The sequence below is a fragment of the Kordia sp. SMS9 genome (assembly GCF_003352465.1).
GTDB lineage: Bacteria > Bacteroidota > Bacteroidia > Flavobacteriales > Flavobacteriaceae > Kordia.
Map to the genome: position 1 here is coordinate 1,864,228 of NZ_CP031153.1, position 14,238 is coordinate 1,878,465.

Below are 14,238 nucleotides of genomic sequence, written 5' to 3' on the forward strand. Positions count from 1 at the left end.
TTGTTAATTTAGAAGGTTTCAATATAGTTTTTGTTTTGCGTATCTAAATATAGTTGTTAAATTGGCGATCGTAAAAAATTAGGATTATTTTTTGCGCAATTACGCCAAAACCATGATCAACTCCAAAAAAGTTATTATTGTTCTTCCGGCATACAATGCTTCGGAAACCTTGCAAAAAACCTACAGCGAAATTCCATTCGATATTGTAGACGAAGTGGTATTGGTAGACGATCATAGTACAGACGAAACCTTACGTGTTGCCAAAGAGTTAGGTATTGAACACGTAGTGATTCACGATCAAAATAAAGGCTATGGAGCCAATCAGAAAAGTTGCTATAAGAAAGCATTATCGTTAGGAGCCGACATTGTAGTTATGTTGCATCCCGATTATCAATACACGCCAAAGTTAATTCATTCCATGGCGTATTTAATAGCAAATGACGTGTATCCTGTGGTAATGGGATCGCGAATTTTGGGAAAAGGTGCATTGCGCGGTGGCATGCCGATGTATAAATACATTGCGAATCGTTTTCTAACATTATTCCAAAATATTGTGATTAATCAGAAATTATCTGAATACCACACAGGATTCCGTGCTTTTTCCAAAGAAGTGTTGAATTCACTGGCGTTAGCGCATAATTCGGATGATTTTATTTTTGACAACCAAATGCTGTGTCAAATCTTTAATAAAGGCTATGAAATTGCCGAAATTACCTGTCCGACAACTTATTCTAGCGAAAGCTCGTCGATCAATTTTCAACGAAGTGTAACCTATGGTGTAGGTGTGTTGAAAGTGTCTGTTCAATATTTTTTGCATAAAAATAAAATAAAGTCATTTCAAATATTCAAATAGTCATTATATTAGTAAAAAAATTGCCCATTTTGAAAAAGCATAAAATCTTACTCTACAATCCGATAGCCGTCTTTTTTGACATGCCACTTGCCTTATTGGCGATTGGTTCCGTGTTGGATCCTGAAAAGTATGAAGTCATTATTGTGGATGGTCGCATTGACAAAAATCCGCTAGAAACCATTCAGTCACATATTGACGAAGCTTTGTGTTTTGGAACTACCGTATTGACGGGAAGACCGATAAAAGATGCTTTGTCTGTAACGCAAGCTGTCAAAAAAATGCGCCAAGATATTCCTGTTATTTGGGGCGGATGGCATACTTCTTTATTTCCAAAACAAACCTTGAAAGACGAAATTTGTATTGATGTAACGGCGCAAGGTCAAGGAGAAGATACGTTTAAGGAATTGGTAGAAGCGTATGCAACTACGGGAGATGTTTCTGGTGTAAAACGAATTTGTTACCGAAATGACGAAGGCGAAATTATAAAGAATCCGCCACGTGTTATAGTAGCGATGGACACTTTTGCAGATATCAATTACGAACTGATTGACGTTGAGAAGTACTTTGAAAAGAAAGGACGCAGACAATTGGATTATATTTCTTCGACAGGTTGCTATTTTAGATGTACGTTTTGTGCTGATCCGTTTGTGTATAATAGAAAATGGACCGCAATTTCACCTGAAATTATGGTGAACAAATTGGCAGCGTTGCACGAAAAATATCAATTTACTGATTTGAATTTGCAAGATGAAACCTATTTCACCTATCGTGATCGCGTGATCGAAATTTCGGAGCGTTTGATAGAAAAAGGCTTGAACATTACCTGGGCAGCAACCATGCGTGCCGATCAAGGTTCACGAATGTCGGTGGAAGATTTTAAAATCTGTGCCAAATCCGGATTGCGAAGATTGCTTATCGGAGTCGAATCTGGTTCACAAGAAATGATGAATTGGTTGAAAAAAGATATCAAAGTCGAACAAGTATACATGTGTGCCGAACGTTGCAAAGATTTAGGCATTGCGGTACAATTTCCGTTCATTGTTGGTTTCCCTGAAGAAACGGACGAAAGCATCCAAGAAACCGTCAAAGTTGCGCTGGATTTAAACAGTATGCACCCTAACTTTCATACGCCCATTTTTTACTTTAAACCGTATCCAGGAACGACGATCACAGACAATGTGGTAAAACAAGGATACAAACTTCCAGAAACTGTTCACGAGTGGTCTGATTTTGATTTTGTAGGATCGTCAGGACCTTGGGTGAGCGAGGAAAAGTATGCATTTTTTGAAAAGTTTAAGTTTTACATGAAGTTTGCCTATTCCAATCAAAAGTGGATTTACAAACCGTTGCAGTTAATTGCTAGATGGCGTTTGAAGCATGAATACTTTAACATGCCAGTAGAGAAGAAAATTGTAGATACGTTCTTTAAGAAACAACAATTGGCGTAATAGGATTTACGATTGTAGATTGTTTATTTTTTTGAAACGTCATTGCGAGGAGTTTACGACGTGGCAATCTGTTTATTTTAAAAATTACTTTTTGTTTGAAGCGCCAATAAATTCCTAACTGTCATTCAACATTGTCTAAATGAGACAAGAATCAACTTTAGTATTTCCAAGTACTTCTCGATATAATTTTTCTTCATTTCATTTCGAATACGCTCAATGTAAAACATTGCGAAAAACCACTCGAAGAGACGGCTTGAAGTTACATTTGAACTTGAAACACTAAACGTCAGATTGAGTGAAATTCTGAAAGAATTTTGTATCGAAATCTGCTTGATAAAAAGGCTTTTTCAAATTCCTACATTAACCAATTATTACATAAATAGCCTCTTCAATTTCCCAGCAATCTGCTCTGAAGTCAATTCTGCACCAGATTCATTAAAGTGGAAATCGTCGTAAAAAGATTCTGTGGTTTTTGGAAGTTGCAAGTCAATACACGGAACATTCTGTTGTGCACAAACGGTTTTTAAACGTTGGTTAAACAATTCCATTCCGCCATACAACGCTGTTGTGCTGTAAAAAGCTTCGTTGTTTTCAAATCCACTCGTAATCATCAATTCCTCGTATTGTGGTTCTAAATTTGGCTTCCACATCGTAGCTTGCGTAACAAAAACTAAGCGTATATTTTTCGATTTTGCCAGTTGAATCATCGTTTTGATATTTTCTTCATAACGCGCCAAACCTGCTGTTAAATCAGGCAACTCTTCTATAATTTTAGATTGCTTTTTTAACGCTCTGATGTCTAAAACTGTTTTTGTTAAATGGTCTTTGTGGTTAAAATAGAAGGCAATATTTGCTTTAGCACGTCCAGCCAATTTGTATAAAGTGAGTTGCTTATACCATGGCAAATGATCGTCAGGAACATGCTGAAACGCAAACTTTTTTAGGTGCAATTCTGGTAAATGCAAATAGCGATCTTTCGAAATTAAATACGCAACCAAATCATTCACACCTTGCATCACCAACACAGTTTTTGTGTCTTTTAAAGCAGGTTTTTCAAGAAGCTGCGCCAACTGCAATACATGATGATTGCTATTATTTCCAGGGCGTCCAAAATTTCCAACCCAATACTGATTGCCCAACTTTTTTTCGGTCAATGCGGGCCACGCTTTTTCTTGCGTAAGTGCAAAACATGCTGCGGTACTTCCGCCCAACACAATCATTTTATGTGAAGCATTTTCATAATCGGAAATAGAACGCGCACCCAAACCATCAAAAGAAACTTCTGAATCTTGTTGAATGCCAATAATTTCATCTTTATTAATTTCCCACGTAAAACTTGAATTTGGCGTATTTACATAATAATTACTCGGAACAACTTCCAATAATGACAATATGATTTCCGCAATAATCAATAAGACAAGTGTTGCTATTCCTGAGAAGGCTAGTTTTTTAAGGAATCGTTTTGAAAAAAGCTTCATGTTGATGTTTTTATATTATTTATTCGTCTTACCCATTTAATACATACCAAGAAAATGGCGAGTCTTTTTTACCTAAAATTTTATGCAAGATATTCTTTTTATAGCGATACCAAACATCAAAATTCTGTACTAGCTTTTCATTGTGATGATGATAATTTTCTATCATTTCGGGAACACCAAGAGCCGTATAATAGGCTTTAGTACGTTCTTTGGCTGCTTCAATTTCTTCTGTTTTGTAAAAAGGACTATCAATAATATGAATTTCTCCACCAATCGCTAAAAATGTAGCCAGTAGATAAATTAAACCTTCAAAATCTTCAAAATATTGAATAGCTCCGTTGAGCGTAATGATATCAAATTTCCGTTGAAAGTATTCAGAAACTTTGAAAATATCAGCATATACAAATCTCAGATTCTTTCTCTTGAAAACACGCGCAGCTTGTTCCAATTCTTCACGATTTACATCCAAACCTATGACTTCATGTTTAGTGTCAACTTCAGCAATTTTATTCGAAAACCAACCATTTCCACAACCAATAGTCAAAATATTCATGGGATCATTTTCTTCGGCTATATGTGTCAAAAAACGTTCTGTAGATTTCACGCGAAACGGCCATTCATCACGAGCTACATACGGTAATTTTCGAACTTCTGCATCAGTTAGAATACGCTTTTCTTTTTCGCGCACGGCAAGATAGGATTTAGAAAAACCAGCGTCTTCAGGTGTTAAATAATAGACGTCTTGTTGTTGCGTAATTCGACTAAAATCTAGCTTCATTTGTATAGTTTCATGGCAGTTTGAGCAAGTAAAGACTTGGTTTTAAGCTTAACAGATGCCAGCAAACTTTTGTCTTTTCCTTTGAGGATTTCTTTATTATAATTGACTTCATTGACAATTCTGCGCACAGCAAAATCGTAAAATTTCCGCGAATACGTACGTTTAAAATCAATTTGTCTATCTGTGGAAGTATCCCATTCTGGTTGTACAGTTATTTTGTCTTCAATTTCATTGTATAACGATGTTCCTTTGATCGGATACGCAACCGTAATCGTAAAATGTGTCGGATTTGCCGCTTTTAAATAGTCAATCGTTTCGTTGATGTCTTGTTCGTCTTCGCCAGGATAACCCACCATGATAAATGTGCCACTTTCCATTCCCAAGGCATTGGTTTTTTGAATCGCCGTTTTTACCACATCCACATCCACACGACGATCCATGGCGTCAATGATTTTTTGCGAACCACTTTCGGCACCAATCCATATTCGGAAACAACCAGCTTCTTTTAACAATTGCAACACATGATCGTTCAAACGTTCGGCACGTGTAATGCATTCAAACGGAATAATGGCATCTTGCTTGATCACTTCTTCATGAAAAAGTTCAAGCCATTTGTGACTTACCGTAAATACATCGTCCACAAACCAAATTCCATCAGGATTGTAGGTTTCTTTGAGCATTTTCAATTCGGCAGCGACCATATCTGGCGGACGTCTGCGGTAACTTTGTCCATACACCGCTGTGCTACACCATTTGCAGGTATACGGACAACCACGCTGCGTACTCACCGTCATGGAACTTTGTCCATGATGTGTTTTCCAGGCGTTCAAGTATTTCTCTACAGGAATCGCAGCTCGGTTTGGCAATGGCAGTTCTTTCAAACTTTTCATGCGCATGCGCGCAGGCGTTTTTGCAACTTCCCCATTTTCTAAGTATGCAATTCCGTGAATTTCACTCGTATTTGTGTCGTTTATAATGGCTTGATAGAGTTCTAAAGTCGTTTGTTCGCCTTCGCCAATAATTAAAAAATCGGCGCCTGTATTGAGGTAGTTTTCACAATTATACGTAATGTCTGGACCGCCCAAAATAATCTTTGGAAAACCATAGATTGCTTCTGTTTTTAGCAATTTTACCAATTCAATCACGTTGATTTTCGTCAACAAATTTGTGTAAATCGCAATCACTTTTGGTTGTTTCTCTTCAATAAAACGCAACTGATCTTGTTTTGAATAAAACGTAGAATCATACACATGATTTTCGACCTTATGTTCATTCAAATACGAAGAAATATACAGCAATCCCAACGGCGCATACGGACGCATGATGCTTTGTTCTTTCTCATCTTCAAAAAGATAGTATGTATGTGTGAGAAGGATGCTCATGGTCGCTTACGCTCTTTTTTTTGTTGATTCGTCAATTTGTTTTCGTAAATATAAAGATGTTTTGCTGACTTGTGAAATTTTAGATATGACTATATGCTTATTTAGAAAGTATACTAAGTAATTAATTTTTTTTCTCCAAAATAATCAAAAAATGATCGGCATATTTCGCCAAAGAGGCAGCCGTTAAAACGGAGTCTAAACCTTTGAAAATGTTGAGTATTGGGAACTTTGCCACAAACGATTGCTCTAAATACGAAGGCGGAATGGTGACGCCAATCGGTTTTACTTTTTTTGTAGTGAAAAATGTGTTCGCTGCCGCAGAAACGTCTTGTGGATTGTAGTACCAAGTGTTTACACCAACACCATCTACGTTCGCTACAATACTTTCGGTGGTATTTCTTCGATTAGCTTTCTTTTTATCACCTTTTAAGGTAAAATAGAAGCGTTCCCACAAACAATTTTTTGGCATGAGTACAATCGCTATTTTTCCGTTGGGAAGTAGTAGATCGTTCGCCGTTTTGAAAAATGTTTGCAATTGTTCGTATGACAAGCAATTAATTCCACCAAAATCTGAAAAAATAAAATCGAACTTTTTGTTGAAAGTTTCCGCCGTTAACGTATTGATGTCTTGCACGTTGAATTGTACATTTTCTGGATGCGATTTTGCATTGGCAACTTCAATCATTCCTGCGGAAATATCTGTGGCAATGACATCATGACCTCGTTTTGCAAATTCAATCGCATCTGCGCCAGTTCCGCAATTCAACTCTAAAATAGAAAGTTTTTTATCCTGTTGAATAATCGGATGTATATATTTGAAGACTAATTTTCGTTGCGCTTTTCCAATGTTGGAATACGTGAAAATATCGTCATACTGTGGTGCGGCTACATCAAAATCACTATGCATTGGTGTTTTCCATATTTTTAAGTTGCAACTTATCTATAAAAGCAGAAGGCACATAATATCCATATAAAACCATGGAACGCAATTCCGCTTTGGAAATTGAAAACGGGTTTTTAAAGAACTTTTTAAAGTTTTGCAAGGCTTGACTTTTGCGAAATTCTTTGTGAACGTAGCGTTGTAATTTCCGGTAAAATTGTGTGTTGTACGTTCCTTTAAATAGCATTGCCAAGTCGTCAGAATCTGTCCAGTTGGCTTTTAATTGCAAGTCATCTTTGACTTTATCGTAAAATTTAGTGCCTGGCAACGGATATGAAACCGACACACCAATATTATCTGGAACCAGTTCTTTAATCATGTTTATTGTTTTTTGAATGTCTTCTTTGGTTTCTTCCAAATAGCCAAACTGAATAAAGAAGGCAACACGTACATTTTTTTCTTTCAACAAACGCGTAGCTTCATAAATTTGTTCCACTTTTGTTTCTTTGTCCATCGCATCCAAAATAGCTTGCGAGCCACTTTCTGCGCCCACCCAAACTTCTTCCAATCCGCTTTCTGCCAAGGCTTCAATGGTGTCTTCTTTCAATAATAAATCTACGCGACTTTGTATGTAATACGCAATGGAAAGGTTTTCTTTTTTGAGTTCTTTGTTGAAATTTTGAACCCAATTTGGTTTTAAACCAAAAATATCATCACACATCCAAAAACGTGTAACATCGTACTTTTCTTTTAAATATTTAATGTGTTTGGTGATGTATTCAGGCGAATGCGAATTGTAACGATTTCCGTAAATCGGTTTTGCACACCAATTGCATTTAAACGGACAACCGCGTGTGGTTGCCATGTTCAGTGTAAATTCATTGCCGCCCGATTCCCAAATTTCGCGATACGGTTCAATATCAATCAAATCCCAAGCAGGCATGGGCAATTCGTCTAAATTGCGCAATACTGGATGTTTTGGATTTTTGATGATTTCGCCATCTTTTTCGAAAACCAATCCTTTAATCTGAGAAGCATCTTCATTATTGGACAAGGCATCTACCAATTCTTTCAACGAAATTTCACCTTCTCCTTGTATCACGAAATCTGCGCCCGCCGCCAAATACTTTTCATAATGATCGGTAGAATCTGAACTGCACACAATAATGTGACAATCTAAATTTTTGGCAATTTTAATCATTTCAAAAGCAGCTTCACGCATAGTAGTTAAGCACATTTTTGTCAGATAATTAAAGCCATCATCGTATAAAACAAATATGTTAGGTTTGTGTTCTTCTAAATACGGTTGAATGGTGGTTGGATCGTCTAACAAATTCGCGTCAAACACACCAACGGCGTATCCGTTTTCACGTAAATACGAAGCCGCATACAAGGTTCCGAGTGGCGGATATGGCGTTTGATTTTTCCATTGTTTCACATCAAACTTGTAATAATAGGAATGTGAAAAAACAATATCAAGCATGTTTTTTTGGGTATTTCAAATCGTATTGTTCTACAACTTCATTATAACGTTCTCTCAAACGTGTCGTAACTTTGTTTTGATAGTTTTGTGGATGATGTTTGGAGACATGTCTGGTAGATTTCATCGCAATGTCAAAATCTTCTTGTGCCAAATGCTTAAACTTTTTCATCCACTTTTTCATGGTCAATTTCTGTAAATAATGATCTAATTTTAATCCAACAGCACCATTAAAAACACGTTGAAGCAACTTAGAAAAACTCCCTTTTTCGGTCTCTCTAATCGTGCTTGTTTTCGCAGTAGGTTTATTAGGAAAATAAGGTGTTGCCCAAGAATTTGCTGCTATGAAATCTTCAAAAGTATCTTTTCCATATAACGGAATCAGTGTGGCAATTTCAGTCGCTGTAAATAAATTTTGTTCCGAAATTTCCAATTGATCTGTACTGATGAAATAATTCACACAAAAGTACTTTTTCGAATTTAGCAAAAACACTTTTTTATACAACACAAGCAATGTGCGAGCGATCCACAAACGATTCGGTTTGGTAATGATAAAAAAGTCAAAATCGCCTTCGTCATCGTAATATCCTTTAGACAATGCACCTGATAAAAACACACTTTTTACAAACGGAAACTTGGCTATTTTTCTAGAAACTTTTATTGCTTTTGGCATAATGTTTCGCGCCATTTCATTTCCTTTCAAGCGGCGTTCTATACGATCAGGATTGTTCACGTCAATATAAAAACCATCAAAATTAAAAATGATGCCTTTTTTCAATAGCAAATCAATTTCGCTATCAATTTCCTTTTGACTCGTATTTTGAGAAAACTGAAAAATTTCAGTTCTTGTCAACGGATACTTAAAAAGGGAAAAATATAATATGGTTTGTAAGGCAGTCACTTTTTTTTGTTTTCAAATCAAATGTACTCAAAAATAAACTTCTTTATGTGGGTATAAACAATAAAACTGTTATTGTTTATTATTTATTGTATTTCTTAATAAGTGTTAATTTTTAACTAATTTTTGACGTTATTTTGCAAGGTTTACTACTTTTATAACAATCAATCAATCAAAAAACGACTTATGAAATCTTTCCTATTGTTGTATATAGGGTTTTTGTGCGTTCCCTTTTTAGGAATTTCACAAGAAAAATCTACGACGATTTCCAAACGAATTTATACCACAGGCAGCGTACAAGGAGAAGCACCCAAAATTGATGGTTTGCTCGATGATGAAAGCTGGAATTCAGTGGAATGGGCAAGTGATTTTATTGAAAATCGCCCCGACGAAAATACACCGCCAACCGAGCAAACGAAGTTCAAAATTATGTACGACGCAAAGTTTTTATACATTGCTGTACGCGCTATTGACAAAGATCCTGATCAAATTGTAAAACGGTTGTCGCGCCGTGATGGTTTTGATGGCGATTGGGTAGAAATTAACATTGATAGTTATCACGATTTGCGTTCGGGTTTTTCGTTTACAGTTACTGCCGCAGGTGTAAAAGGAGATGAGTTTATCTCAAATAACGGGAACAATTGGGATGGAAGTTGGAATCCAATTTGGTACACAAAAACAAATGTTGACAGCGAAGGTTGGACGGCTGAAATGAAAATTCCGTTCAGTCAATTGCGCTTTGGAAAAAGTGAAGAGCAAATTTGGGGATTGCAAGTGCAGCGTCGTTTTTTTAGAAAAGAAGAACGTTCTACGTGGCAACGAATTCCATTAGATGCGCCAGGTTGGGTAAGTGAATTTGGTGAATTGCACGGTTTGAAAAATATCATTCCACAGAAACAACTTGAAATTCAACCTTACGTCGTGACACAATTTGATACGTATCCTGAAGAAAATGGAAATCCGTTTCGCGATGGTGACGATTTTACGTTAAATGGTGGATTGGACGGGAAAATTGGAGTTACTAATGATTTAACGTTGGACTTTACCATCAATCCTGATTTTGGGCAAGTGGAAGCCGATCCTGCGGCAATTGCGTTGGATGGTTTTCAGATTTTCTTCCGTGAACAACGACCATTTTTTGTAGAGAATAAAAATATATTTGATTATCAATTTGCCAACGGACAAGACAACGTGTTTTATTCACGACGCATTGGGCGAAATCCGCAAGGTTTCCCAAATACAGCTTCGCAAGAATTTGTAGATCAGCCACAAAATTCTACCATTATTGGTGCGGCAAAATTTAGTGGAAAAACCAAAAATGGTTGGTCAATTGGAGTTTTGGAAAGTGTGACAGGAAGAGAATTTGCTGAAATTGACAATAATGGAACGCGCAGAAGAGAACTCGTAGAACCGTTGACAAACTATTTTGTCGGTCGCTTGCAGAAAGATTTTAATGATCGAAATACATTTATTGGTGGAATTTTCACTGCGACCAATCGCCGATTAGAAGATAATTTGAATTTTTTGCACAGAGCTGCGTATACAGGCGGATTGGACTTTACGCACAATTGGAAAGACCGAACCTATTATGCAACAGGAAATTTTGTAACAAGTCATGTGCAAGGAAGCAAAGAAGCGATTGCAGCCACACAAAATTCGTTGACGCATTTGTTTCAGCGAGTAGATGCAGGTCATGTAAACGTAGATCCAAACCGAACTTCACTTACGGGAACAGGAGGAAAATTAGAATTTGGAAAAGCAGGAAGCGGAACCTGGCGTTTTGATACTGGTGTTATTTGGCGTTCGCCAGAATTGGAATTGAATGATGTTGGATTTTTACGTCAGGCAGATGAAATTCGTCAGTATGCAAACGTTCGCTACCAAACCACTAAATCTTTTGGAAACTTTAGAAGAATTTCAGGGCGATTTTCACAGTTTACCACTTATGATTTTGAAGGAAACTACAATCGAATTCAATATGAGGTCAATGGAAATTTACGCTTTTTAAACAACTGGTGGATTGATTTTGGCGGTGCGCACAAACCTCGAATTTTTATCAATACTTTTTTGCGTGGTGGACCGCGTTGGCGATATTCGGCTGAAAACTTTGGGTATGCTTTTTTTGGAACCGACGAACGTAAAAAGCTGCGTACAAGTTGGGGAATGGTGTATTCGCGTGCAAAGCAAAATAATTTTACCTTTTTTGAAGTCAGTGGCGATGTTACGTATCAACCGACCAATGCGATGCGAATTTCCATCAGTCCGCGATATAATAGCAATCCTAACAAAACGCAGTATGTGACAGAAGTTGATAACAATGGAGAAGCACGGTATATTTTAGGTGATATTGACAATCAGACCTTGAGTGCGGCCATTCGTTTCAATTATACGATCAATCCGAATTTGTCCATTCAGTATTACGGCGAACCGTTTGTGTCTGTCGGGCGTTACAAAGATTTAAAATATGTGACCAATTCTATTGCCGACAATTTAAACGATCGTTTCTATCAATATCAACCCAATGAAATTACCTTTGATGCTGCTTCCGATTCGTACATAATTGACGAAGATGCAGACGGCAATGTGAACTATTCTATCGGAAATCCTGATTTTGCTTTTGTGCAATTTCGTTCCAATTTGGTGTTGCGTTGGGAATACATTCCAGGTTCTGAACTCTTCTTAGTGTGGTCGCAAGGAACCACAGGTTTTGGAAACACGCGCGATCATGTATTGCAAAGTTTAGACAATCAAATCTTAGGACAACAACCTGAAAACATCTTCTTGATGAAGTTTACGTATCGGTTTGTGCTTTGATGCTTGCTGTTTATGAGTTTATGGGTTTATAAGTTTACTCGCTTTGCTTGGTGTTTAGAAATCTACTGTCTTAATGTTAAGTTAAGTAAGGTAAAACCGTATTTGGTTTATAATTCTTTACGTTATCTTAAATAATTAACCAAAAAATTCACATTATGATAAACAACATTTTAAAACTCGAAGGAGTTCAATTATTGAATAAAAAGGAGCAATCTATAATAAAAGGAGGATTCGAATGTCAATGTGATGGTCCTGAACCTCAGTACCCATATGAGACTGCTTGTTATGATACCTTTATTGGATGTTAACTTTTAAGCGAACTTCGGTTCGCTTTTCTTTTCCCCTATAATTTTCTTAAAGTGATATCTTATTGTTGCAAAGGAAAAGAACCCAAAACGTCTAATCGAGTGGTTTTCTATAGAAAATAGTATCGAGAATAGCTACGAATTTCAAAGCACTTCTCGATACAAATTTGTTGCACAAATTCACTCGAAGTGACGGTTTACTAAGTACAGAAAAGATTCCTTCGTCATTCTTCCTCGGCGCATTCAGAAAATACGTAAAGCCTTTTAAATACTAATATTTCTTTGTAAATTAAAGAAACATAAAACCCCGAAAATGACCGATATGGTTCAAAAACGGGGTTTTCTTTTTTCTCTAGCCATGAAAATACAAAGAATTTCTGATTTACAAACCCGTTTATCTCTTTTTTCGATATCTGAAAATTACACGCTGTTTTATGAGCGTTTTTTGCAAAGTGATTTAGGTAAGATTTATACAGCCATTCCTTGGGACGATTTGGTAGCCACTTTTAATATTAAGGAACACAAACTAGGTAGGAATATGCTTTTCAGTCCTAAAGGTCGTCTAGCTTTAATGTTTTTAAAACATTATGCTTGTTGTAGCGATAAACGTCTTTTAGAACAACTTAACAGTAATGTTGACTATCAGTTTTTTTGTGACATTTCTTTAGGTTTTAATCGGTTGACAAATTCTAAAATCGTGAGTCAAATACGATGTGAGTTAGCGGGCTGTTTGGATATTGAAGTCTTGGAAAAGTGTCTATACGTAAACTGGTCTGGTTATATAGAGAATCCTGATCAAGTCACTGTGGATGCTACTTGTTATGAGAGTGAACTGCGATATCCTACCAATCAAAAGCTACTATGGGAAGCTGTTCATTGGATGTACAATCAACTCCGCAAAAATGCTAAAGTAGTAGGGGTAAAAATGATACGCAGTAAATACTTGAAATGGAAACTACGTTATCATGGCTTTAGCAAGATGCGTCGTAAGTCCAAGTCCAAACGAAAATCACTGACACGGGCACTTTTATTGTTATTAAAGAAGTTTATCGACTTTGAAGCTCACTTACGTAAAAAGTACAACTTGCAAGCAAGTGTACAATACTATCGCAGAGTAGCCACCATCAAAAAAGCCTACCTCCAACAAGAACAGCACTTTAGAACAGGTGAAAAGATTAAAGACCGTATTGTAAGTATTGCAAAAGATTACCTGAGACCTATTGTTAGAGGAAAAGAAATCAAGCCTGTAGAATTTGGAGCAAAAGTCAATAAACTACAGATCGATGGAATTAGTTTTATAGAACACCTAAGTTTTAATGCTTTTAATGAGGGAACACGACTGCAAGCCACCATCTACAAAGCACAACAACTTACCCATAGAAAAACCAAGATTATTGGGGCAGATGCCATATATGCCACTAATAAGAATAGAAAATTTATCACAAAGCATCAGATCAAAACTGACTTTAAAAGAAAAGGGAAGCCGCCTAAAGACTATAAAGAGGAGCAAAAACTTAAGCGCCTAATCACAAAAGAAAGAGCTACACGATTGGAAGGTAGTTTTGGAAAAGAAAAAGAGCATTACCTTCTCAAAAAAATAAAAGCCAAAACAAAGCCCACGGAAACCTTGTGGATATTCTTTGGCATACATACCGCTAATGCTTTAGAAATCGGTAGAAGAATCTGCAAAAACCAACAAATAGCAGCATAAAATTTTAAAATAGCTTACCAAAACTATGGAATAGGTATGTCTTGTCGTTAACAAAATCAACCAAAAAGAACCTAAAAACGATTTAAAATGAAAATCCAAGAAATGAAATAGATCAAATCTTGGATTTTTATGTTTTAGCTAGCTTTAAGTGAGCTATTTTCTGAATGCGCCTTCCTCCTTGAACAGAATCAAACAAATCGTACATCCAAAA

At 36.5% G+C, this 14,238-nt stretch carries 10 protein-coding genes; 4 read left to right on the forward strand and 6 right to left on the reverse strand.

What is annotated here, in order from left to right; translation table 11 throughout:
- Positions 1-112 precede the first annotated feature (112 nt).
- On the forward strand, positions 113-853 hold the full coding sequence (locus KORDIASMS9_RS08095) for a glycosyltransferase family 2 protein (protein ID WP_114902360.1): 741 nt from the start codon (positions 113-115) through the stop codon (positions 851-853).
- A 29-nt stretch (positions 854-882) separates the two neighbouring features.
- Positions 883-2,301, forward strand: coding sequence for a B12-binding domain-containing radical SAM protein (locus tag KORDIASMS9_RS08100; protein ID WP_240321158.1), 1,419 nt, complete (start codon positions 883-885; stop codon positions 2,299-2,301).
- A 371-nt stretch (positions 2,302-2,672) separates the two neighbouring features.
- Here the strand turns inward: KORDIASMS9_RS08100 and KORDIASMS9_RS08105 are convergent, their stop codons facing one another.
- From KORDIASMS9_RS08105 to KORDIASMS9_RS08130, 6 genes are all read right to left on the reverse strand, one after another.
- Complete coding sequence (locus KORDIASMS9_RS08105) at positions 2,673-3,779, reverse strand: GDSL-type esterase/lipase family protein (protein ID WP_114902362.1); 1,107 nt, start codon at positions 3,777-3,779, stop codon at positions 2,673-2,675.
- 28 nt (positions 3,780-3,807) lie between these two features.
- Positions 3,808-4,557 (reverse strand): bifunctional 2-polyprenyl-6-hydroxyphenol methylase/3-demethylubiquinol 3-O-methyltransferase UbiG, encoded by a 750-nt coding sequence (locus KORDIASMS9_RS08110; RefSeq protein WP_114902363.1) that lies wholly within the window; start codon positions 4,555-4,557, stop codon positions 3,808-3,810.
- A complete protein-coding gene (locus tag KORDIASMS9_RS08115) occupies positions 4,554-5,939 on the reverse strand; it encodes a B12-binding domain-containing radical SAM protein (protein WP_114902364.1) in 1,386 nt (461 codons plus the stop codon). Before KORDIASMS9_RS08115 ends, KORDIASMS9_RS08110 begins: the two co-directional genes overlap by 4 nt.
- Before the next feature lie 121 nt (positions 5,940-6,060).
- Positions 6,061-6,846, reverse strand: a complete 786-nt coding sequence (locus KORDIASMS9_RS08120) for a bifunctional 2-polyprenyl-6-hydroxyphenol methylase/3-demethylubiquinol 3-O-methyltransferase UbiG (RefSeq protein WP_114902365.1) — start codon at positions 6,844-6,846, stop codon at positions 6,061-6,063.
- Positions 6,839-8,302 carry a radical SAM protein gene (locus tag KORDIASMS9_RS08125; protein WP_114902366.1) on the reverse strand — a complete coding sequence of 488 codons (1,464 nt, stop codon included), beginning with the start codon at positions 8,300-8,302 and terminating at the stop codon, positions 6,839-6,841. Before KORDIASMS9_RS08125 ends, KORDIASMS9_RS08120 begins: the two co-directional genes overlap by 8 nt.
- Complete coding sequence (locus tag KORDIASMS9_RS08130; RefSeq protein WP_114902367.1) at positions 8,295-9,200, reverse strand: nucleotidyltransferase domain-containing protein; 906 nt, start codon at positions 9,198-9,200, stop codon at positions 8,295-8,297. Before KORDIASMS9_RS08130 ends, KORDIASMS9_RS08125 begins: the two co-directional genes overlap by 8 nt.
- 183 nt (positions 9,201-9,383) lie before the next feature.
- Between KORDIASMS9_RS08130 and KORDIASMS9_RS08135 the strand changes: the two genes are divergently transcribed.
- Together KORDIASMS9_RS08135 and KORDIASMS9_RS23830 are read left to right on the forward strand one after the other, a co-directional pair.
- Positions 9,384-12,011: a DUF5916 domain-containing protein gene (locus tag KORDIASMS9_RS08135; protein WP_114902368.1), complete on the forward strand. Its 2,628-nt coding sequence runs from the start codon at positions 9,384-9,386 to the stop codon at positions 12,009-12,011.
- Positions 12,012-12,674: 663 nt separating this feature from the next.
- Entirely contained in the window at positions 12,675-14,027 is a 1,353-nt protein-coding gene (locus tag KORDIASMS9_RS23830; RefSeq protein WP_162819707.1) for a transposase, read from the forward strand.
- Positions 14,028-14,238 lie beyond the last annotated feature (211 nt).